The organism is Nocardia sp. NPDC001965, assembly GCF_053594175.1.
The window spans coordinates 70,874-91,312 of sequence record NZ_JBSFDZ010000011.1; the positions used below are offsets into that span (position 1 = coordinate 70,874).

The following is a 20,439-nucleotide window of genomic DNA, read 5'->3' on the forward strand; positions in this document are numbered from 1 at the left end:
GGAGGTGAGTACCGAACTGCGGCACAACGCCGACGACACCCGCTTCGAGATCTACCTCGACGGAGACCTCGCGGGCTACGCCGACTACGCGGAGACCGAGTCGCCGAAGGTCCGCAATTTCCACCACACCATCACCTTTCCGGAGTTCCGGGGACGGGGTGTGGCGGCGCAGGTGGTGAAGTACGCACTCGACGAGACCCGCGCCGCCGGCTTCGCGGTCGCGGCCACCTGCTGGTACGTCGACGACTACATCGGCGCGCATCCGGAATACGCCGATCTGGTCCATCGCTGACATACGACCGTTCACCGAACCCGGATCACCTGGCCGGGCCTGCGTAGCGGACCCGAGCCACCCGGCCGGATATGGGAACGTTGGCGTTCAGCTCGCGGTCTCGTCCAGGATCCACTGCCCGTAGGCGGGGTTCACATCCGCAACCGGTACCGCGACGACCTGCGGAACCTCGTCGGGGTGCTCGGAATTGGCCCGTTCGACGATCGCGGCGACGAGCGACGCCCGGGTGTGCAGTACGACGACCGCCTCGGACGCGTCTTCCACCGCACCTTCCCACCGGTAGATGGACCGCACATCCGGAAAGATGTTCCCGCAGGCCGCCAGCCGATCCGTGACGAGCCGGTGGGTGAACTCGGCCAGCCATTCCTCGTCGGGTCCGCTTATGGTCACATCCACAAGATCGTTATCGCTCACGGCCTACATGATCCACGAGGTCGGCGAGATACGCCGAGGCGGCCTGCGACCAGAACACCGTGCTCGTGACCGCCTACCCGAAGCGGGTGCCTGTCGTCGCGCCGCCGCGACCAGAGCTCTGAATGCTCGCGGCGGCCACAACTCGGGAACAGGGCAGTGGCAGCGCGACACAGTAGACTTCGTGCAGCGGGACAGAGCCCGCCCGACAGGTGTCCGGGAGGAGCGTCATGAGCGCCGAGACGATAGCCCCCGCGTGGATGCACGAGCAGATCACACCAGCGGAGTACGACTCCTGGTCCGAGGAGCAGTGTGCGGGGATCGAGATCGTGGACGGAATGGTCGTCGTGAGCCCCAGCGCGTCGAAACGGCACAACCGTCTTGCGAGGATCCTGGCGAACGCGCTGGACGCAGCGGCCGGAGCGGACTGGAACGCCGATACGGATTTCGATGTCCGGCTCCAGGATGTTCCGCTCAACAACCGGCGGCCGGACGTGGTGGTGTATCGCGCGGATACGATCGACATCACGCCGACCCGCCCCGAGCACGTGCTGCTGGTCGCCGAAGTCGTCTCGCCGGGCTCGGAGACCACCGACCGGCTGGTGAAAGTCGAGCAGTACGCGAGGGCAGGTATCGCGTTCTATTGGCGAATCGAACACGCCGCGACCGGAGTTCCGCTGATCTACACCTACATCCTCGACCCGGCGACCGGGTCCTATCGGACCGGAGAGATGTTCACCGGGATCGTCCGGGTTTCCGCCCCGTTCACCGTCGAGATCGATCTCGGCCGGATCTGACCCCGCACCTGGAATCGCGGGAGTGCCTCTGACGAGGGCACTGGATCCACAGGATCAGCGCATTCGACATCGGCCCGCCCGGGGTCACAGACCGAACGCACGCCCTATCCGATCGGTCGTTTCGCCGATCGTCAGTGATCCGTCGACTTCGAGTATCGGCAGACTCAGATCATGGGCCCGCGCGCGTACGCGGTCGGTGAACATCTCGTCACGTCGCAGCAGATTTCGCCGCGCGCGAGCCGGATCGCCGGTACGGCAGGCAATCTCCCAGCCGCGGTCGGCGAACACGGTCCGGCGGAATGCCGGTCCGGGCAATAGCCAGATCGCCCGGGTCGAGTCGGCGAGCAGGGGCGCCACCAGTTCCGGCAGCAGGCGGAACCCCTCGGCGACAGTACGATCGGATATCCCCAGCAGATCGTCGATGATCGCCCCGAAACACTCACCCCGGAACCAGTGGAAAGTCTCGAGCATCTGCTCCGGAGTGCGGTTCACCCAGCGCTCGTCCATGCTCATGCTCATGAACTCGGAAAGACGCGGAGCGTCGCCGGGTGTACTGCGCCGAGCGTGGTCGGCCATGGTGGCATCGGTCGAATACACCCGCAGGTCGTGCCGGGCCGCGATACGCGCCGCTACAGCCGACTTCCTGGCGCCGCTTCCACCACCGATCCAGTAGATGTGCCGTAGCCGCGCCCGGAGTTCGCCCGGATCGCCGAGCCGCGCATACACATCGGATGTCATTCGGTCCATTGTCCGCCCATCCGGCAACGCCGGCACACCGAACCACACCGCATGCCTCAACCAGCTGGTTCCGACTGCGCTTGCCTGCTCGAGCCCTGGATCCATATCGGGATGCTCGTCACCAAGACCGCCACCGGCCTGTACCGATGCCCGGAGACACTGCACTGCCTGCACGGGACGACCGTGGTGGGCGGCCGGGTGGCCGAGCACTGGCGCAATGTGCCCGGCGAATGCCCCTGGGTCGGAATAAAAGTCACCGAGAGCGCCGTCTGCCGGCGCGGACACACGCCGTGGATCAGTTCACGTCAGCTGCGCAGTCCGGTCCACCGCGACCGTGCCGGTTCGATTACCGGTATCGGCTGCCCCGGGTTGTGTCCCGCCCGCAATGTCACCATCGTGGACGGGCGCGTCGGCGAGCATCTGCGCGACAGCCGCACGATATGTCCGTGGTCCGGTACGCGGATCGTCTCCAGGGATTTCCCCCCGCCGCTGCTCTTCCGGAGGTCCGGTTCCGGCGAGCCCCGGGCCGGGGGCGGGGAAGCGAACTGAACATCACCCGGCCGTGGACCCGGCGGCGAACTGCTCGGCGTACTCGGCAGCCGGTGGTATCTCGGTGATGACATCGATCAGGACACCGCTCGGATCCGCGATGATGAAGTGCCGCTGCCCGAAATCCTCCGAGCGGATGTCGAGTTCGGCCGGCAGCCCACCTCGGACGACCAGACGCTCCCATTCGGCATCGACATCGTCGACCTCGAAATTCAGCAGCAGACCCTGGACGGGCCTGCGGTAGTTCTCGGGCACGGTCGCGTGTGTGGGATCGAGCAGGGCCAGTTCGTACTGCCGCTCGCCCTCGGTCCGCCGCAGGCTGACGTACCAGTCGGCGTCGAAGACGATCTCGAATCCGAACCAGCGGGTGTAGAAATCACGCGCCTGCGCGATCCGGGTGGTGCCGATGACCGGGTAGAAGCTGCTGAGTGCCATGGGGACCTCTTTCGCACGAGTTTTCACATACCGACGGTATGCGAACTACGCTAGGTCGCATACCGTCGGTATGTCAACGGAAGGTTCGCGATGATCGGGCGCGCCCAGCAGCGGGAACAGACCCGCCACACTCTGCTGCACGAGAGCCGGCAGCTCTTCGCCACCAAGGGTTATGCCGCCGTGGGTCTTTCGGAGATAGTCGCCGCGGCCGGGGTCACCAAGGGCGCGCTCTATCACAGCTTCGACAGCAAACTCGCCCTCTTCCGCGCCGTCCTGGCGGATGTCCAGAACGAGGTCGGCGTCCGGGTCGCCGCCGCCGCTGATGCCGAACCCGATCCGTGGACCCAGCTCGTCACCGGCTGCGAAACCTTCCTGACCACCTGCACCACCCCCGAGATCCAGCGCATCATGCTGATCGACGGCCCCGCGGTCCTGGGCTGGCAGGAGTGGCGGGCCATGGACGAAACCGCCTCCGCCCGCCATCTCGAGGAAGCCCTCACCGCCCTGGTCGCCGACGGGGTCATCCCGCCCCAGCCCATACCGCCGCTCACCCATCTGCTGTCCGGTGCCATGAACGAAGCCGCCCTCTGGCTCGCCACCGCTCCCGGTCCCGACGCCCTCCCGGACACTCTGGCCACGCTGCGCCGGATCCTCGAAACGGTCCGCACCGATCGATGACCCGATCCGCGGCCACCGCTGTCGCCGCCCCGGGATATCCGGCGAGACGAAGAGACCGAGCACCGTTCGCCTCTTCGGCGAATGCCGCCGGCCCAGTAGTCGCCGACCCGCGGGTCATCGGCTCGACGAGTCTTCCCGCGCAGCGATCTCGCGGACGGCGTCGGCGACGGCACGGAAATCCTTGCGAAGGACAGCACCGTGATCACTGGCCACCTTCGCGCTGATCTCGATATTCGAGTTACGGGCCAGCGCGGAGTCCAGGCCGGCCCGGATCTTCTCCTGCTCGTCACCGCGACTGCCGAAGGACGTCCCCGAGGCGACCACATACCGCGCCGGAACGGTGATGGCGTCCAGCACCGGGCCCAGCTCACGCTCGCGCGAGATCCGGCCGACCTCGATATTGCTCTCGGCCTGCTGTTCGGCGGTCATCCGCGGCGCCAGACCCGTCGGACGCAGCAGCGGCAGAAACCAGCTCAGCCGTTTGAACAGTTTGCGGATCCGCCGTTCCATGGCCTCGTCGAGCCAGTCGTAAGGGAACGCGCCGTCGACCAGGACCGCGCCCGTCGTGCGCTCCGGATTGCGGCTCGCCCAGTGCGCCCCGACGAACGCACCGTAGGACCAGCCCACCAGCAGAACCGGTCCGTCCACGCCCCGGGCCGCGAGCACCGCGTCCACATCCCGGACGGCGACCTCGAAGGAATAGTCCGCGGAACGCTTCGACTTACCACGAGCTCGCTCGTCATAGGTGATGTGCCGGAACTCCGGCCCCAGTTCGGCGATCACCTTCTTCCAGTAACCCTGGGTGGCGAACTGGCCGTTGAGATAGACCACGGGGATCCCGGAGCCGCCGGTATCGGTGACCGCCAGGGCCGTATCGTCGACCGCCACCATGCCGGTCCACCCGGTCGGGGAATTGCTGTTCTTCGTCATGACAACGACTATCGGCACCCGCCCTGACACTCCGCTGATGCTGCGCTGACACTGCCCCTGGCACAATATTCGGCCGGCTCACCCGGGGGTTTCGTCGCCTCCACGCCGCCGCGCTTTGTCGAGATCCAGATAGAACCGCCCACACTTGTACACCGCCTTGTTCGGCGCATCGTCGTCATCCGGGTCGCCGCCATCCGGGTCGTCGTCATCCGGGTCGCCGGAGTCTCCGGGATCAGGCAGTTCGGCGATCTCCTCGATGACGATCTGTGCTCGCGCCGCGCCGGGATCGAACATCTCCTGAAACGGCCCGACGAACGCCCCCGAGGCCGCGGTGCTTCGCCCGAACAGCCGCCCACCCGAACAGCACCAGCGGGCCGATGGTGACGATCAGCACCCATGAATCCCCACCCATACCGCGAGCGTACCGACGAAATCCCTTGCTCCCGCTGTGTACCGTCGGCGGAAGGTTTCGACCGGCCGCCGTCACCCGGGCCGGGTGACGGCATGTCCGGGCTGCCCGGCGGCGGCCCGGACACGACTCCGGGCCGCCTGCCGGACAGTTCGATCCGGAGAACTAGCCCTTGAGCAGAGCGCGGGACATGACCACCCGCTGGATCTGGTTGGTGCCCTCGTAGATCTGGGTGATCTTGGCGTCGCGCATCATCCGCTCCACCGGGAAATCGGTGGTGTAGCCGGCGCCACCGAAGAGTTGCACCGCGTTCGTGGTGACCTCCATCGCCACATCGGAGGCGAAGCATTTCGCGGCGGCCGAGATGAAACCCAGGTTGGATTCACCGCGTTCGGCACGGGCGGCCGAGGTGTACACCATCAGCCGGGCCGCTTCGATCTTCATGGCCATATCGGCCAGCATGAACTGGGTGTTCTGGAAGTCGGCGATGGATTTGCCGAACTGTTTGCGGTCCTTGGTATAGGCCAGCGCGGCGTCCAGGGCACCCTGGGCCAGGCCGACGGCCTGCGCGCCGATGGTGGGACGGGTGTGGTCGAGGGTCTGCAGGGCGGTCTTGAAACCGGTGCCGGGTTCGCCGACGATGCGGTCGCCGGGAACCTTGCAGTTCTCGAAGTACAGTTCGGCGGTCGGGGAACCCTTGATGCCGAGCTTGTGCTCGAGCGGGCCGACCACGAAACCCTCGTCGTCCTTGTGCACCAGGAACGCCGAGATCCCGTTGGCACCCTTGTCCGCGTCGGTCACGGCCATGACCGTGTACCAGGAGGACTTGCCGCCGTTGGTGATCCAGCACTTGGAGCCGCTGAGGATCCAGTCGTCGCCCTCCTGCCGGGCACGGGTGCGCATACTGCCCGCGTCGGAGCCGGCTTCGCGCTCGGAGAGCGCGTAGGAGGCCATCTCACCGTTGACGATATCGGCGAGCACCTTCTGCTTGAGCTCCTCGGAACCGTTGAGGATCATGCCCATGGTGCCGAGTTTGTTCACGGCCGGGATCAGCGAAGAGGAACCGCAGACGCGGGCCACCTCTTCGATGACGATGCAGGTCGCCACCGAATCAGCGCCCTGGCCGCCGTAGGCCTCGGGGACGTGGACGGCATTGAAACCGGCGGCGTTGAGGGCGCTGAGGGCTTCCTCGGGGAAACGGGCGTGCTCGTCGACGTCCTTGGCGTGCGGGGCGATCTCCTTCTCGCACAGGGCGCGGATGGCCGAACGCAGCTCATCGTGGAAGTCCGCCAGCTTGAACAGATCGAAATCCGGGTTTCCCGCCATTGGGTTCACTCCTGTTGCGTACGGGGCGGTGCCAATATTCGGCACTCAGTGTCAAGTCTTCGGCCCAGTATACCGCGTGCTGATCCGTGGTCGCTCGTCGCATCTTGGCACTCAGTGTCAGTCGGTGGGTGCTTCTGCCAAACTACCCAGGCGCTGCCGCAGCAGTTCGGCGACATGCCGGGCGGGCAGGTCACGGCGGAACACGGCGAGCACCAGATCATCCTCGCCGCCGGGACGGCGGCCACCCCGGGGGATCTCGCTCAGCGCGGTCCGCAGATCGGCGGGGCCGGCGGCCGATTCGCCGCGGATCATCCGGCGCAGCAGGTAGTTGTGCGTCGCGGTCACCGCGGCCGCGAACTGGACCCGCGCCAGATCGGGAGAATCGGGCAGCCGCTCACGCAGGTAATCGGTGAACAGGCGCTCGTAACGGAAGACGGTGACGATCTCCCGGTCGCGCAGCGCCGGAACCCGGCGCACCACGCGGTACCGCCGATCGGCGATATCGCGCCAGCGGGTGAACCGCTCGAAGACGCCGACCGCGGCCTCGCAGACCGCATCCCACGGGTCGATCTGCGCCTGCTGCAGATATTCCTGCGCGGCAGCCAGCTGAGCCTCGTGGTCAGCGAAGATCACATCTTCCTTGGACCGGAACTGCCGGAAGAACGTCCGCCGCGATATCCCGGCCGCCTCGGCTATCTCGTCCACCGAGGTCGCCTCGTAGCCCTGGTCCGCGAACAAGCGCAACGCCTCGTCCACGACACCGAGCCGGAAACGGACGAGCTCGGCGCCGCCGACTCGGCGGACGGTTTCCTCGTTGTCCATGGCGCCACCGTAGCGAGTGGGGCCGCGCCGCCCTCAGAGCCGTCCGTCGAGCGCGATATGGAGATCGGCTCCGCTGAACAGCAGGTCGGCACGGCGACGCGGCGGCGGGCCGACCTCGACGGGCCGCGTCCCGGGAGCGAGCAGGTACAGCTGGTGCAGAAAAACCTCGACCGCGAGCGTGGCGAGTTGTTTGCCGGGGCAGATATGCGCGCCGAAACCGAATGTCAGCGGTAGCTTTCCGCCCCGACGCAGACTCAGGCAGTCCGGGAAAGCCGCCGGATCGCGATTGGCCGCCGCGAACATGACGAGCACCGGTCCCACCGGGAGCTCGGTCCCACTGGTCAGTGTGAGCGGCCGCCGGATCCGTCGTTTCCAGGCCACCAGCCCCGGGTCCAGCTGCAGCACTTTGACAGCCACCTCGGTCGCGGTCCGCGGTTCGGCCAGCAGCCGCCACCATTCCCGGTCGGGGTCGTGCAGGAGCCGGGCGACGCCCTGCTGGATACTGCCGCTCACCGTGTGTACCCCGGCCGCCAGCGAATTCGCCACCGCCGACACCGCCACCCGGCGCGGGATCCCCGCATCGCGCAGGCGGGCAGCGAAACCGACCGCATCGCTGCGCAGACCGTGATCGACGGCACGACCGCTCACCGTGAACAACTGTCCCAGCGCGGCGACCGCGCCGGCCAGCTCCCGGCCCCGCATCGACCGACCCAGTAGTCCCGACTGCGCACCGCTCCACACCGCGACCCGCGACCACTCGCCGGCGGGCAACCCCACCGCGGAACCGGTCACCCGGGTGGCATAGGCGATGGACAGCGCCGTGACATCCAGCTCCGGGCCGGACGGTGCGATGGTGGCGAGGGCGGCGTGGAAATGCTCTGTCAGTGCCGCGATATGCCGCGGCCGGTCGGTGGCCCGGATCGTGAAATGGCCGGACGGCCCGGCCATGGTGTTCCACACCCGGTCGTGCAGGGGCTCATCGGTCAGATCGGCGGTCGCCTTCGCGGGCAACGGGACCAGATGCCGGAACAGATGCGGAAGCGCTCGTGGAGTCGCGGCGATCCGTGGATAGCCGACCAGCGGGTCCAGTGAATTGTCTCGGGATATCTCCGGATCACCGGCGGCGAGCACCTCCCGCACATCGTCGTATTTCCAGATCATCCGCAGACCCGACCGGTGTGGGCAGGAGCGCTGCGGCCATTCGTGCAACAGCCGGTAGCGCTCGTCGCGTTCGGTGAAGGACATCTCGTTCGCGGTCACCCGGTCGAACGGGAACTCCGCCATCGGCACCGCCTGACTGTCGAGCCTGTACACCGACAGGATCGTAGGCCGCGCAGGTGTACCCCACTTCCCGGGAACGGTGAGGCAGCGGCCGTCCCCGGGAAGCGTGATCAGCCGAGCAGACGCGCGCGCAGCGCCTCGTCCTTCGCCAGCACCATCGTCTCCAGACCCGCCTGGAACTGTTCCATCCGTTCGCGCAGCGCCGGGTTCTGCGCACCCAGGATCCGGGCGGCCAGCAGGCCCGCGTTCCGGGCACCGCCGATCGACACCGTCGCCACCGGCACCCCGGCGGGCATCTGGACGATCGAGAGCAGCGAATCCATCCCGTCGAGGTACTTCAGCGGTACCGGTACCCCGATCACCGGCAGCGGGGTCGCCGAGGCGACCATGCCGGGCAGGTGCGCGGCACCACCGGCACCCGCGATGAGCACCTGGATGCCGCGCCCGGCGGCGGCGCGGGCGTAGTCGAGCATGCGCTGCGGAGTCCGATGCGCAGACACCACACCCACCTCGAACCGGATCCCGAACTCGGCCAGCGCCTCGGCGGCCGCCTCCATGGTGGGCCAGTCCGAATCACTGCCCATGATCACCCCGACCGCCGGGGAGCCCGGAACACTGCCTTCCACCACGTCACTCATGCGGGTCCCATCCATCGGTCCATACCGCGTGCGACATCCAATACGCCGCCCGCTCGGCTCGTTCCCGTACCACCGCGACCTCGTCACCGAGCACGTTCACATGCCCGATCTTGCGGTCCGGGCGTTCGCCCTTGCCGTACAGGTGCACCTTGGCGTCCGGCATCCGGGCGAACAGATGATGCAGTCGCTCGTCCATCGACATGGCGGGCGCTTCGGGCGCACCGAGAATATTCGCCATCACCGTCACCGGTGCGAGCGGGCGGGTGTCGCCGAGCGGATAGTCGAGCACCGCACGCAGATGCTGCTCGAACTGCCCGGTGCGGGCACCGTCCATCCCCCAGTGACCGGAGTTGTGCGGGCGCATCGCCAGCTCGTTGATCAGCAGGGTTCCGTCGGTGGTCTCGAACAGTTCGACTGCCATCGCTCCCACCACGCCGAGATCGGCCGCCAGGCGCAACGCGAGCTCCTCGGCCTCGGCCGCCAGTTCCTCGGGAAGATCGGGCGCCGGCGCGATCACCACGGCGCACTGACCGCGCCGCTGCACCGTCTCCACCACCGGCCAGGTCGCGGCCTGACCGTACGGGGAGCGCGCGACCATGGCCGACAGTTCGCGTTTCAGCGGGACCCGCACCTCGGCCAGCAGTTGCACACCCGCGGCGAGCTGCCCGGCGGTGATCTTCGCCGCCTCGTCGGCGGTCTCGGGCATCCACACCCCGCGGCCGTCGTATCCGCCGCGGATCGCCTTCAGCACGATCGGCCAGCCGTGTTCCTCCCCGAAGCCCACCGCCTCGGCCTCCGACTCCACGACGGTGAAGGCCGGCACCGGCAGCCCGCGCGCGGACAGCTCCCGGCGCATGGCCAGCTTGTCCTGCGCGAAGCGCAGCGCCTGCGGCGGCGGGAGGACGTTCACCCCCTCCGCGACCAATGCCTCCAGATGTTCGGTGGGCACATGCTCGTGGTCGAAGGTGAGCGCGTGCGCGCCGGTCGCGGCCCGGCGCAACGCGCCGAGGTCGGAATGGCTGCCGATCACCACATCGGGGCTCACCTGAGCCGCCGGGTCGTCCGGCCGTTCGGCGAGCACCCGGAGCCGCTGCCCCAGCTCGATGGCCGCCTGATGCGTCATCCGCGCCAGCTGGCCGCCACCGATCATGGCGACGGTCGGCATCGCGGCAGGGTCGAAACTACGTGCGTTCACGTCGGTAAATACTGTCACGTCCTGCGCGAACACCGGCTGGCGGTATGCTCCGGTCTTGTGTCATTCGTCGACGACGTGGTTCGCGTCCTCCCGCAGCCCCTCCAGGAGATCGCCTTCCGCCAACGCGAGCTCATCAAGTTCGCCATTGTCGGAGCGACCACGTTCGTCATCGACGGCGGAATCTTCTACGCCCTGAAATGGACGGTTCTGGAGGAGAAACCGGTCACCGCGAAGATCATCTCGGGCGTGATCGCGGTGATCGCCTCCTACATCCTGAACCGAGAGTGGTCGTTCAAGAACCGCGGCGGCCGCGAACGCCATCACGAGGCACTGCTGTTCTTCGCGGTCAGCGGGGTGGGTGTGGTGCTCAGCATGCTCCCGCTCTACATCTCCCGCTACGCGTTCCAGCTCCACCAGCCCACGGTCAGTTTCATGGTGGAGAACATCGCCGATTTCATCAGCGCCTACATCATCGGCAACCTGTTGCAGATGGCATTCCGGTACTGGGCGATGCGACGCTGGGTCTTCCCCGACGAGGTGGACCAGATGCTGGAGAAGCTCGAGGAGTACGTCGAAGAGGAACACGACCGGCGCCGGCTCGGCAGCTGAGCCCCGAGCTGCCCATCCCCTATCGAGGCTCTCCCACCACCCGGTTCTCTACCCGCGTGGCCAATGGTTTCCCGAGGAATACGGCGAACAGCGCGGGCCGGCGGCGTTGTAGTTCCAACCGGCCTCCGTCGGCCTCGATCAATGCCCGCGCGAGCGCCAGGCCCACACCCGTGGATCCCGCGCCGGAGAAACCGCGGTCGAAGATATGCGGCGCCAGATCGTCGCTGACCCCCTCGCCCTCGTCGGCCACCTGCACACACACCAGCGGTTCCCGGTCCTGCCCCGGCCGCACCGTGCGCACCGACACCGTGCAGGTACCGCCGCCGTGCATCAGCGCATTGTCGACCAGCACCGTCACCGCCTCCCGCAACCGGGAACCGGAGATCGGGGCGCGCAGCGATTCGTCCCCGGTGAGGTGCAACGTGCGGCCGGCCTCCCGGAACGGGTGCGTCCACTCGGTGACGATGCCGCGCAGTTCGTCCATCACCGGTACCGGATCGCGGTCGGTGGCGTCCTCGTCGCGCGAGGCCCGGACCAGATCGTCGATGGCCTCGGTCAGCCGGTCCACCTGAGCCATGGCTTCCTCGGCCTCGTGCACCACATCCGGATCGGTATGGGCGGACAGTTCGTCCAAGCGCAGCCGCACCGCGGTCAGGCGGCTGCGCAACTGATGCGAGACATCGGCGACCAGGGCATGTTCGCGTTGCAGGCGGCCGGCGATCTCGACGGTCGCCGAATCGAGCACATCGGAGACCCGGTCCAGTTCGGCGATACCGTGCCGGCGCGGATCCGGGCGGAAATCGCCCATCGCGAGCCGGGCCGCCCGCGCGGCGACATCCCGGATCGGGTCGGCGACCCGGCGTGCCGTGACGATGGCGACCGTGATCGCCGCCGCCAGCGAGATGGCCACGGCCAACGCCACCCCGGCCACCGCCTGCCGCTGCCGGGCCTCCATGGGAGTGGCCGGCACCTCCAGCCGCAGCGACACATCGGTGCCCATCGACAGCGACTCCACCAGTGGGTCGTCCACTGTCGACGATCCGACCTCGACCTTCACCGCCGTATCCTCCGGCGCCGGATAGACGACCGTGAGCCGGCCACCTTCGGGCACCAGCGGCTGCACCGTGTGCAGATCCAACCCGCCACTGATCACCCCGCTGCCGTGCTCCTGGCCGATCACCTCCGCGGAGATCAGTTCGAGCCGGCTGCGCAGATCGTTGCGGGTGATGTCCTCCACCCACAGCCAGGCCGTGTACGTCAATGGCAGGCCGAGCACGACCGTGGTCAACATCAGCACGGTCAGCATCGACCGCAGAATCCGCCGCCGCACGTCAGTCGGTGTTCAACCGGAAACCGACACCGCGCACAGTGACGATCCGGCGCTCCGCCATCGGGCCCTCGTCGCCGATCTTGCGGCGCAGCCACGACATGTGCATATCCAGCGTCTTGGATCCGCGCAGCTCCGCGTCACCCCACACTTCACGCAGGATCGTCTCCCGGGGCACCACCTGACCGGCCCGGTCGATCAACACTTTGAGCAGTTCGTACTCCTTGTTCGCCAACCCCACTTCCACCCCGTTGACCAGCACTCGCCGCGCCGCCGGTTCCAGCCGGATCCCCCCGACCTCGACGGTGTCGTCACCGATCCCGCTACGTCGCAGCAGCGCCCGGACCCGGGCCAGTAGTTCGGCCAGCCGGAACGGTTTACCGACGTAGTCGTCCGCGCCGGCGTCCAGCCCGACCACGAAATCCACCTCGTCGGTGCGGGCGGTGAGCATGAGTACCGCCATCTCGGCGCCCCGGGCCCGTACCTGACGGCATACCTCCAGCCCGTCCATTCCCGGCAGCCCGAGATCGAGGATCAGCAGATCATGGTGTCCTTCCAGTGCGCGGTCCAATACCGCGGGACCGAAACTCTCCACGGTCACCGAATACCCTTCGCGGCCCAGCGCCCGGGACAGCGGCGCCGCGATGGCCTCGTCGTCTTCGCCCAGCAATACGGCGGTCATGCGACAAGATTACGGTCCGCGGCCGCGGAGCCCGGCGCCTCACGCCCGGCACACCGTCCGGCGGTGCTCGGATCAGAAGCCGCCGTACCGGGGCGCGGCCTCGAAGACCTGGTGATAGAGCAGTGCGTGCACCTGCTCCACATCCGGGATATCGCTGTATTCGAGGGGTTCCTCGGACGAGGATCCGATGATCAGCTCCCCGGTCCCGAACATCCGATCGACCAGCCCGTGCCGGAACTGGACACTCGAGATCCGGGTCATCGGGATATCGATACCGGTGTGGGTCATCACACCCTCACGGACCAGCACCCGGCGATCGGTCACGATGAAATGAGTCGATTTCCAGCTGACGATCGGCGCGATACTCCGCCACGCCAGGATCAGCAGCCATACGACCAGAACAGCCAGCAGCGCGATCGACCGCCACGACTCGTCGGCGGTACGCCACACCAGTCCGCCCAGGAACCCGGCCACCGCCGTCACCACGATCAGCGTGGCGACGGGCCAGAACAGCATCTTCCAATGCGGGTGGGTGTGCAGGATCAACTCTTCGTCGGGCGCCAGCGCATCCTCCGGATAACCCATGGCCGCACATTACCCCCAAAAAACCCCGAAACGCCCGACCCGGGCCGGTCACCGACCCTCAGAACACCGCCCCTTCCAAAAGAGACCACCCTGCCCCCGAACCCGACGCAACCACCGGAGTCGAGTTTTACGAGACACCTGAAAGGTTGAGGCCCGTCTCGCCGTTCAGGCCTCGAAGCGCATGCGCGAAGCGCGAGTCTCGAGGCCTGAACGGCGAGACCGAGGGGGCCTCAACCCCGCGCCGCCGCAGGCGGCGCCGAAAAGCACAGCAACCCGCCCCACATAACGTGGGACGGGTTGCCGACAGGTTCTACAGCCGGTTCACACCGGCCCGGAACCTACTTGCGCAGCGAAGCCGGGACCTCGAAGCGCTTGCCGTACTTCTTCGCCAGTTCGTCGGCCCGGGCCACGAAGCCCGCCTGGCCGCCGGGGTAGCCGACGATGAACTGGTGGACACCACCGGTCCAGGCCGGGAATCCGATGCCGAAGATGGAGCCGATGTTGGCGTCCGCGGTGGACTCCAGAACACCTTCGTCGAAACACTTCTGGGTTTCGATGGCCTCGGCGAACAGCATGCGGTCGATCAGGTCCTGCAGCGGCACGTTGAACCCGGAGGTGGTCTTGAAGTGCTCGCGCAGCTGCGGCCAGATATTGAGGCGCTTGCCGTTCTCGTCGTACTCGTAGAAGCCGGCCTTCTCGAGGCGGCCCGGACGGCCCTGTTCGACCATGTAGTCGACCACGTCGATGGCCGGGTGCCGTTCGGTGCCCATGGCGGCGTCGCCGGCCTTGGCGGCTTCCTCGGTCTCCTTGGCGATCTTCTGCATGAGCTTCATGTTCAGCTCGTCGGTCAGCTGCAGCGGCGGCGCCGGGTAGCCCGCCTGCGAACCGGCCTGCTCGATGGTCGCGGGTTCGATGCCCTCGCCCAGCATGGCGATCGCCTCGTTGACGAAGGTGCCGATCACGCGGGAGGTGAAGAACCCGCGGCTGTCGTTGACGACGATCGGGGTCTTCTTGATGGCGAGGGTGTAGTCGAACACCCGGGCCAGGGCCTCGTCGGAGGTGCGCTCACCCTTGATGATCTCCACCAGCGGCATCTTGTCGACCGGCGAGAAGAAGTGGATGCCGATGAAGTCTTCCTGGCGCTTCACACCTTCGGCCAGGCCGGTGATCGGCAGGGTCGAGGTGTTGGAGCCGAGGAGCGCGTCGGGGGTGACGATGTCCTCGATCTCCTGGAAGACCTTGTGCTTGAGCTCGGTGCTCTCGAACACTGCCTCGATCACGAAGTCGACGCCTTCGAAATCGGCGACATCGGCGGACGGCTTGATCCGGTCGAGCAGTTCCTTGGACTTCTCTTCGGTGGTCTTGCCCCGGGAGAGTGCCTTGGCCTCGATCTTCTCCGAGTAGTTCTTGCCCCGCTCGGCCGCCTCGATGGTGACGTCCTTGAGGACGACCTCGTAGCCGGCCTTGGCCGATACGTAGGCGATACCGGCGCCCATCATGCCCGCGCCCAGGACGCCGACCTTCTTGATCTCTTTCTTCGGCACGTCCTTGGGACGCGAGCCACCGTTGTTGATGGTCTGCAGGTCGAAGAAGAAGGCCTGGATCATGTTCTTGGCGACCGGCCCGGTGAGCAGGTGCACGAAATAACGCGATTCGATCAGCGAGGCGTCGTCGATCCCGACCTGCGAGCCTTCGACCGCGGCGGCCATGATGGCACGCGGAGCCGGCATGTTCGCGCCCTTGATCTGCTTGCGCAGGTTGGCCGGGAAGGCCGGCAGGGTCGCCGCGAAGGACGGGCTGGCGGGGGTGCCGCCGGGGATCTTGAAGCCCTTCTTGTCCCACGGCTGGACGCCGCCTTCGGGGTTGGCCTTGATCCACGCCTTGGCGGCGGGGACCAGTTCCTCGATCGAACCGACCAGCTCGTCGACCAGGCCGATCTCCTTGGCCTTGGCCGGCTTGTTGCGCTGGCCCTGCAGCAGCACGCCCATGAGCGCGTTCTGCAGGCCGAGCATGCGCACGGTGCGGATGATGCCGCCGCCGGCGGGCAGCAGGCCCAGAGTGGCTTCGGGGAGGCCGATCTGGGAGCCGCGGACATCGGCCGCGATCCGGTGATGGGTCGCCAGCGCGATCTCCAGGCCACCGCCGAGGGCGGCGCCGTTGATGGCGGCCACGACCGGCTTGCCGAGGGTCTCCAGGCGGCGCAGCGCCGACTTGATCTCGGACAGTTCGGCCATCAGCTCGGGGCCGTTGTCCGGTCCGACCTGCATCATGTTCTTCAGGTCACCGCCGGCGAAGAAGGTCTTCTTCGCGGAGGTCAGCACGACACCGGTGATGTCGTCCTTCTCGGCCTCGAGCCGCTCGACCGTCGCGGTCATCGACTTTTTGTAGAGGTCGTTCATGGTGTTGGCGCCCTGGTTCGGGTCGTCCATCGTCAGTACGACGATGCCGTCCGAATCCTTCTCCCAACCGATCATGTTGGCTTCGCTCACGGTTTTCTGATCTCCTGAGGAATAGGCGATGTTCGAAGGCCCTGCGTGGTTACGCAAGCTGCCGCCTCCGGGCCTGATCCGAACATCGCGCGGGAAAAATTGAGAATTCGGATCGGCGTCAGACGCGCTCGATGATGGTGGCGACACCCATACCGCCACCGATGCACAGAGTGACCAGGGCGTACCGGGCGTTGCGACGCTCCAGTTCGTCGACCATGGTGCCGGTGATCATGGCGCCGGTGGCACCCAGCGGGTGGCCCATGGCGATGGCGCCACCGTTGACGTTGAGCTTCTCGTCCGGGATCTGCAGATCCTTCTGGAACTTCAGCACCACCGAGGCGAACGCTTCGTTGATCTCGAACAGGTCGATATCGTCGACCGTCAGACCGGCCTTGGCCAGCACCTTGTGCGCGGCCGGGGTGGGGCCGGTGAGCATGATGGTGCTGTCCGCGCCGCTGGTGGCGGTGGCGACGATGCGGGCGCGCGGAGTCAGGCCCGAGGCCTTACCGGCCTCTTCGGTGCCGACCAGGACCAGCGCGGCACCGTCGACGATGCCGGAGCTGTTGCCGCCGTGGTGGACGTGGTCGATCTTCTCCACGAAGTGGTACTTCTGCAGCGCCACCGCGTCGAAGCCGCCCATTTCACCGATACCGGCGAACGACGGGTTCAGCTTGGCCAGGTCCTCCAGCGTGGTGCCGGGACGCATGTGCTCGTCGGAGTCCAGAACGGTCAGACCGTTGATGTCCTTGACCGGGACGATCGACTTGGCGAAGTAGCCGCCGGTGGTCGCCTTGGCGGCCAGTTCCTGCGAACGCACCGCGTAGGCGTCGACGTCTTCCCGGGAGAAGCCCTCGATGCTGGCGATCAGGTCGGCACTGATGCCCTGCGGGACGACGTAGGTGTCGTAGTTGGTGGCCGGGTCGAGCATCCAGGCGCCGCCGTCGGAACCCATCGGTACGCGGGACATCGATTCGACACCACCGGCCAGCACCAGGTCCTCGAACCCGGAGCGGACCTTCTGGGCGGCCATGTTCACGGCCTCGAGGCCGGAGGCACAGAAGCGGTTGATCTGCACGCCGCCGACGGTCTGCGGCAGTCCGGCGGTCAGCACGGTGGTGCGAGCGATATCGGAGCCCTGGTCGCCGACGGGGGACACGACGCCGAGGATCAGGTCCGAGATCCGGTCCTCATCGAGATTCGGGAAGCGGTTGCGCAGCTCCTGCACCAGCCCGGTGGTCAGATCGATCGGCTTGACCGAGTGCAGCGACCCCTTCTTGTTGCGGCCGCGCGGGGTGCGGATGGCCTCGTAAATGTAGGCCTCTGTGGTCATATCGGAATGTCCCTTCGTAGGAATACGCCCGCCCCCACCTGGCGGGGCAGACGCGAGTTACCTCGCCGACCGGCCGTTCGACCGACCGTCCGTATTCAGTTGGCAGCGCTGACGGGCCGGATCACCCGCGCGGGCATACGCTGTACAAACCACGGCACACGCCGACGAGCGGGTACCGAGCGGCCCGTACCTCACGGCCCACCATAGAACCTCGTCTCGCCGAAGTCCGCAGCCACCCGCCCATACTACCGCCGGATGCGAACTCCGGTTAACTTAACGTGGTCGAGACGGTGCTTGTCAACCATTCAACGGGGTGGCGCCCAGCTCACTGGCCAGCAACCGCAGCGCGACCTCGTCCGGGTCGCGCCGGTCACCCGGGGCGACCGGCTGCGCCGACTCCGCGAGCATCTCCCGTTCCTCCTCCGGAGTGGACGGCGGCACGCTGTTCGGTGTGTAACCGTGATCACCCGGGCCCGGGTCGTCGGGCAGATCCGGATAGTCCGGGGGCGGGATGTCGTCATAGGGGCCGGCCGCGCCGGCAGCCTTGGCCTGGCTCGGCCTGGAGAACCGCGGGGGCCGCCGAACCGGATCACCGTTGCCACCTCGCGTGCCCGCGCTCGGCCGGGCACCGTTGCCGGAGGCGGGGGCACCGCCGTCGGGCGCCGGGGCCGGACCCGCCGGCGGCTCGGTGGTACCGTCCGGCTCGCCACCGGGCCGGACCGGTGCCGGTCGTCGTGGGCCGTCTCGGCGACCGCCGTCGGATTCACCCGACTCCGTATCACCGGATCGGCGCCCGCCCCGCTCCCGGCCGCCGGGTCCCCTGGCGACCTGCTGCCCCGTGACAACCCACCGGACCGGGTGTTCCCGGCCGAGCACCGCGGTCACGGCCGACCGGACCGCCGACAACGGTTGCGGCTGCGAAAGACGCTGGACCAGTGCGGCGTGATGGGCCAGCACGATCTCACCGCCCTCGACACCGGCCACCGACGCACCCGAGGTGAGCATGGCCCCGATCGTCGGCCCGAAGTCCCGGACCTTGAGCTTGATCTCCGGCCACGCGGCCTCCACCGCCGCCAGCAGTTCCGGGTCCGCCGCGGCCGGATCGGAATCCGGCCCGATCGTCGCGGGCGCGGCAGCCGAAGTCGTCTCGTCCACAGCCGGTGAACCGGCAGCGGGTTCGTCCGCAGTCGCCGGCTGCCCGGCGGGGGCGTCGGAAGGTGCGTCGGAAGGTATGGAGTCCGCCGAGGCGGTCGGCGTCGCCACCACCGGATCCGGCGCGGGAGCGGTGACCGGGGGCGGCGCCACATCCGGCCGATGCGGCCCTGCGGTCTGCGGGGGGCCCGCCGGCGCGGCGGGTGGATCCTCGGCGACAGGACGTTGCGGTCCGGTCGGATCGCCCGTTGTCGGTGACGCCTCGGGAGATCCGGTCGAGGCAGCGGCGATCTCCCGGTCCGGGCGACCGCGATCGTCGTCGGGAACTGCCGGACCCATCTCCGCGGCCTCGACCGGCTCGTCGGCGGTGGAACGTTCCGGAGCCCGCCCGGTCCTGGATTCCCGCAGGGCGGCCAGAGCTTCGGCCCCCCGCCGGCGGGACGGATCGGCTGCCGCCGGCCGCGCGGGTGGCGGCGCGTCCCCGGCGGGCGGACCACCGGCAGGAGCACTCCCCGCCGGCGCGGCGGCAGCGGGGACACCGGAGGCGACCCGCCGCTCGAGCTGTTCCAGGCGCTGTAGCGTCGCGGCATCGGTTCGGTCGGCGGCGGGCAGCAGCATCCGGGAGCAGACGACCTCGAGGAGCAGCCGCGGCGCGGTGGCCCCGCGCATCTCACCCAGCCCGGCATGCAGAAGTTCCGCGTAGCGCGTGAGGGACGCGGGCCCGAGCCGGGCGGCCTGGTCGCGCATCCGGTCCAGCAGATCGGCGGGCGCGGCGACGAGTCCTCGTTCGGTGGCATCGGGTACGGCCTGGATCAGGATCAGATCGCGCAACCGCTCGAGCAGGTCGACCGCGAACCGGCGCGGATCGTGACCGGCCTCCATCACCCGATCGACGGTGCCGAACAGCGCGGCACCGTCGGCAGCGGCGAGCGCGTCGACCGCGTCGTCGATCAGCGCCACGTCGGTTACCCCCAGCAGTGCCACGGCGCGCGGATAGGTGACGCCCTCGGACCCGGCGCCGGCGAGCAACTGGTCCAGCACGCTCAAGCTGTCGCGCGGGGAACCACCGCCCGCGCGGATCACCAACGGGTACACCGCTTCTTCCACGGCTACCTGTTCCTGCTCGCAGATATCGCCGAGCAGCCCTCGCATGGTGGCGGGCGGCAGCAACCGGAACGGGTAGTGATGGGTGCGTGACCGGATCGTCGGCAGCACCTTGTCCGGTTCGGTGGTGGCGAAGACGAAGATCAGATGAGCCGGGGGTTCCTCGACGATCTTCAGCAGGGCGTTGAACCCGGCCGTGGTGACCATATGCGCCTCGTCGACGATGAAGACCCGGTAGCGGGATTCGGCGGGCGCGTAGAAGGCTCGGTCACGCAGTTCGCGGGTGTCGTCGACACCACCGTGGCTGGCCGCGTCCAGTTCGATCACATCGAGGTTGCCGCCACCGCCGGGCGCCAGCGCCGTGCAGGAGGCGCAGGTGCCGCAGGGCGTGGAGGTGGGCCCCTGCACACAGTTCAGCGAACGCGCGAGGATCCGGGCCGACGAGGTCTTACCGCAACCGCGCGGACCCGAGAAGAGATAGGCATGACTGATCCGGCCGGTGTCCAGGGCGGTACACAGCGGTTCGGTGACGTGCTCCTGGCCCACCACGTCAGCGAACGTTGCCGGTCGGTACTTCCGGTACAGAGCCACGGCCAGAGGCTACCGGCGGACCCCGACAGCGCGCACCCGGCGTCGGTTCCGGCTCGCCACGAACTTCGG

21 protein-coding genes are annotated in these 20,439 nt (G+C 67.9%); 5 read left to right on the plus strand and 16 right to left on the minus strand.

The window, feature by feature from the left end; all coding sequences use genetic code 11:
- Positions 1 to 4: 4 nt before the first annotated feature.
- A complete protein-coding gene (locus ACWCPQ_RS17915) occupies positions 5 to 292 on the plus strand; it encodes a GNAT family N-acetyltransferase (RefSeq protein WP_449900039.1) in 288 nt (95 codons plus the stop codon).
- Between the two features lie 87 nt (positions 293 to 379).
- Here ACWCPQ_RS17915 and cutA read toward each other — a convergent pair whose 3' ends face one another.
- A complete protein-coding gene (gene cutA, locus ACWCPQ_RS17920; RefSeq protein WP_449900041.1) occupies positions 380 to 706 on the minus strand; it encodes a divalent-cation tolerance protein CutA in 327 nt (108 codons plus the stop codon).
- A gap of 227 nt (positions 707 to 933) precedes the next feature.
- Here cutA and ACWCPQ_RS17925 point away from each other — a divergent pair, with 227 nt between their 5' ends.
- Complete coding sequence (locus tag ACWCPQ_RS17925) at positions 934 to 1,500, plus strand: Uma2 family endonuclease (RefSeq protein ID WP_449900044.1); 567 nt, start codon at positions 934 to 936, stop codon at positions 1,498 to 1,500.
- A gap of 84 nt (positions 1,501 to 1,584) precedes the next feature.
- Here the strand turns inward: ACWCPQ_RS17925 and ACWCPQ_RS17930 are convergent, their stop codons facing one another.
- Positions 1,585 to 2,238 carry a hypothetical protein gene (locus ACWCPQ_RS17930; RefSeq protein ID WP_449900046.1) on the minus strand — a complete coding sequence of 218 codons (654 nt, stop codon included), beginning with the start codon at positions 2,236 to 2,238 and terminating at the stop codon, positions 1,585 to 1,587.
- A 51-nt stretch (positions 2,239 to 2,289) separates the two neighbouring features.
- Here ACWCPQ_RS17930 and ACWCPQ_RS17935 point away from each other — a divergent pair, with 51 nt between their 5' ends.
- Positions 2,290 to 2,787 (plus strand): hypothetical protein, encoded by a 498-nt coding sequence (locus ACWCPQ_RS17935; RefSeq protein WP_449900048.1) that lies wholly within the window; start codon positions 2,290 to 2,292, stop codon positions 2,785 to 2,787.
- Positions 2,788 to 2,790: 3 nt separating this feature from the next.
- Here the strand turns inward: ACWCPQ_RS17935 and ACWCPQ_RS17940 are convergent, their stop codons facing one another.
- A complete protein-coding gene (locus tag ACWCPQ_RS17940) occupies positions 2,791 to 3,249 on the minus strand; it encodes a VOC family protein (protein ID WP_449900050.1) in 459 nt (152 codons plus the stop codon).
- A gap of 63 nt (positions 3,250 to 3,312) precedes the next feature.
- Here ACWCPQ_RS17940 and ACWCPQ_RS17945 point away from each other — a divergent pair, with 63 nt between their 5' ends.
- Positions 3,313 to 3,900 (plus strand): TetR/AcrR family transcriptional regulator, encoded by a 588-nt coding sequence (locus tag ACWCPQ_RS17945; protein WP_449900052.1) that lies wholly within the window; start codon positions 3,313 to 3,315, stop codon positions 3,898 to 3,900.
- A 114-nt stretch (positions 3,901 to 4,014) separates the two neighbouring features.
- Here ACWCPQ_RS17945 and ACWCPQ_RS17950 read toward each other — a convergent pair whose 3' ends face one another.
- The 7 genes from ACWCPQ_RS17950 to ACWCPQ_RS17980 all read right to left on the minus strand — a co-directional run bounded on the left by ACWCPQ_RS17950 (position 4,015) and on the right by ACWCPQ_RS17980 (position 10,471).
- A complete protein-coding gene (locus ACWCPQ_RS17950) occupies positions 4,015 to 4,830 on the minus strand; it encodes an alpha/beta fold hydrolase (protein ID WP_449900054.1) in 816 nt (271 codons plus the stop codon).
- A 78-nt stretch (positions 4,831 to 4,908) separates the two neighbouring features.
- Positions 4,909 to 5,124, minus strand: coding sequence for a hypothetical protein (locus ACWCPQ_RS17955; RefSeq protein WP_449900056.1), 216 nt, complete (start codon positions 5,122 to 5,124; stop codon positions 4,909 to 4,911).
- A gap of 280 nt (positions 5,125 to 5,404) precedes the next feature.
- Positions 5,405 to 6,565 (minus strand): acyl-CoA dehydrogenase, encoded by a 1,161-nt coding sequence (locus ACWCPQ_RS17960; protein WP_449900058.1) that lies wholly within the window; start codon positions 6,563 to 6,565, stop codon positions 5,405 to 5,407.
- 117 nt (positions 6,566 to 6,682) lie between these two features.
- Positions 6,683 to 7,387: a TetR family transcriptional regulator gene (locus ACWCPQ_RS17965; RefSeq protein WP_449900061.1), complete on the minus strand. Its 705-nt coding sequence runs from the start codon at positions 7,385 to 7,387 to the stop codon at positions 6,683 to 6,685.
- A gap of 33 nt (positions 7,388 to 7,420) precedes the next feature.
- Positions 7,421 to 8,701 carry a hypothetical protein gene (locus ACWCPQ_RS17970; RefSeq protein ID WP_449900063.1) on the minus strand — a complete coding sequence of 427 codons (1,281 nt, stop codon included), beginning with the start codon at positions 8,699 to 8,701 and terminating at the stop codon, positions 7,421 to 7,423.
- Between the two features lie 77 nt (positions 8,702 to 8,778).
- Positions 8,779 to 9,306, minus strand: coding sequence for a 5-(carboxyamino)imidazole ribonucleotide mutase (purE, locus tag ACWCPQ_RS17975; protein WP_449900066.1), 528 nt, complete (start codon positions 9,304 to 9,306; stop codon positions 8,779 to 8,781).
- Positions 9,299 to 10,471 (minus strand): 5-(carboxyamino)imidazole ribonucleotide synthase, encoded by a 1,173-nt coding sequence (locus ACWCPQ_RS17980; RefSeq protein ID WP_449900250.1) that lies wholly within the window; start codon positions 10,469 to 10,471, stop codon positions 9,299 to 9,301. The genes purE and ACWCPQ_RS17980 overlap by 8 nt, the downstream gene beginning before the upstream one ends.
- An 87-nt stretch (positions 10,472 to 10,558) precedes the next feature.
- Here ACWCPQ_RS17980 and ACWCPQ_RS17985 point away from each other — a divergent pair, with 87 nt between their 5' ends.
- The gene (locus ACWCPQ_RS17985; protein WP_449900068.1) at positions 10,559 to 11,110 is read left to right on the plus strand and encodes a GtrA family protein; all 552 of its coding nucleotides are present in this window, start codon (positions 10,559 to 10,561) and stop codon (positions 11,108 to 11,110) included.
- 19 nt (positions 11,111 to 11,129) lie between these two features.
- Here ACWCPQ_RS17985 and ACWCPQ_RS17990 read toward each other — a convergent pair whose 3' ends face one another.
- The 6 genes from ACWCPQ_RS17990 to ACWCPQ_RS18015 all read right to left on the minus strand — a co-directional run bounded on the left by ACWCPQ_RS17990 (position 11,130) and on the right by ACWCPQ_RS18015 (position 20,370).
- Positions 11,130 to 12,440, minus strand: coding sequence for a sensor histidine kinase (locus tag ACWCPQ_RS17990; RefSeq protein WP_449900071.1), 1,311 nt, complete (start codon positions 12,438 to 12,440; stop codon positions 11,130 to 11,132).
- A gap of 1 nt (position 12,441) precedes the next feature.
- Positions 12,442 to 13,119, minus strand: coding sequence for a response regulator transcription factor (locus ACWCPQ_RS17995; RefSeq protein ID WP_030522487.1), 678 nt, complete (start codon positions 13,117 to 13,119; stop codon positions 12,442 to 12,444).
- Between the two features lie 72 nt (positions 13,120 to 13,191).
- Positions 13,192 to 13,704 carry a PH domain-containing protein gene (locus ACWCPQ_RS18000; RefSeq protein ID WP_449900074.1) on the minus strand — a complete coding sequence of 171 codons (513 nt, stop codon included), beginning with the start codon at positions 13,702 to 13,704 and terminating at the stop codon, positions 13,192 to 13,194.
- A gap of 338 nt (positions 13,705 to 14,042) precedes the next feature.
- Positions 14,043 to 16,178 carry a 3-hydroxyacyl-CoA dehydrogenase NAD-binding domain-containing protein gene (locus tag ACWCPQ_RS18005; protein ID WP_449900251.1) on the minus strand — a complete coding sequence of 712 codons (2,136 nt, stop codon included), beginning with the start codon at positions 16,176 to 16,178 and terminating at the stop codon, positions 14,043 to 14,045.
- 133 nt (positions 16,179 to 16,311) lie between these two features.
- Positions 16,312 to 17,523 (minus strand): acetyl-CoA C-acetyltransferase, encoded by a 1,212-nt coding sequence (locus ACWCPQ_RS18010; RefSeq protein ID WP_449900076.1) that lies wholly within the window; start codon positions 17,521 to 17,523, stop codon positions 16,312 to 16,314.
- A 297-nt stretch (positions 17,524 to 17,820) separates the two neighbouring features.
- The gene (locus ACWCPQ_RS18015) at positions 17,821 to 20,370 is read right to left on the minus strand and encodes a DNA polymerase III subunit gamma and tau (RefSeq protein ID WP_449900078.1); all 2,550 of its coding nucleotides are present in this window, start codon (positions 20,368 to 20,370) and stop codon (positions 17,821 to 17,823) included.
- Positions 20,371 to 20,439 lie beyond the last annotated feature (69 nt).

Excerpts from the sequence above, each read along its gene's own strand:
- purE (WP_449900066.1), bottom strand. The coding sequence starts at position 9,306 with ATGAGTGACGTGGTGGAAGGCAGTGTTCCGGGCTCCCCGGCGGTCGGG.
- ACWCPQ_RS18005 (WP_449900251.1), bottom strand. The coding sequence starts at position 16,178 with ATGATCGGTTGGGAGAAGGATTCGGACGGCATCGTCGTACTGACGATG.
- ACWCPQ_RS17955 (WP_449900056.1), bottom strand. The coding sequence starts at position 5,124 with ATGTTCGATCCCGGCGCGGCGCGAGCACAGATCGTCATCGAGGAGATC.
- ACWCPQ_RS17925 (WP_449900044.1), top strand. The coding sequence starts at position 934 with ATGAGCGCCGAGACGATAGCCCCCGCGTGGATGCACGAGCAGATCACA.
- ACWCPQ_RS17950 (WP_449900054.1), bottom strand. The coding sequence starts at position 4,830 with ATGACGAAGAACAGCAATTCCCCGACCGGGTGGACCGGCATGGTGGCG.
- ACWCPQ_RS17930 (WP_449900046.1), bottom strand. The coding sequence starts at position 2,238 with ATGACATCCGATGTGTATGCGCGGCTCGGCGATCCGGGCGAACTCCGG.
- ACWCPQ_RS17935 (WP_449900048.1), top strand. The coding sequence starts at position 2,290 with ATGCCTCAACCAGCTGGTTCCGACTGCGCTTGCCTGCTCGAGCCCTGG.
- ACWCPQ_RS17960 (WP_449900058.1), bottom strand. The coding sequence starts at position 6,565 with ATGGCGGGAAACCCGGATTTCGATCTGTTCAAGCTGGCGGACTTCCAC.
- ACWCPQ_RS17965 (WP_449900061.1), bottom strand. The coding sequence starts at position 7,387 with ATGGACAACGAGGAAACCGTCCGCCGAGTCGGCGGCGCCGAGCTCGTC.
- ACWCPQ_RS17995 (WP_030522487.1), bottom strand. The coding sequence starts at position 13,119 with ATGACCGCCGTATTGCTGGGCGAAGACGACGAGGCCATCGCGGCGCCG.
- ACWCPQ_RS18000 (WP_449900074.1), bottom strand. The coding sequence starts at position 13,704 with ATGGGTTATCCGGAGGATGCGCTGGCGCCCGACGAAGAGTTGATCCTG.
- ACWCPQ_RS17980 (WP_449900250.1), bottom strand. The coding sequence starts at position 10,471 with ATGCCGACCGTCGCCATGATCGGTGGCGGCCAGCTGGCGCGGATGACG.
- ACWCPQ_RS17945 (WP_449900052.1), top strand. The coding sequence starts at position 3,313 with ATGATCGGGCGCGCCCAGCAGCGGGAACAGACCCGCCACACTCTGCTG.
- ACWCPQ_RS18010 (WP_449900076.1), bottom strand. The coding sequence starts at position 17,523 with ATGACCACAGAGGCCTACATTTACGAGGCCATCCGCACCCCGCGCGGC.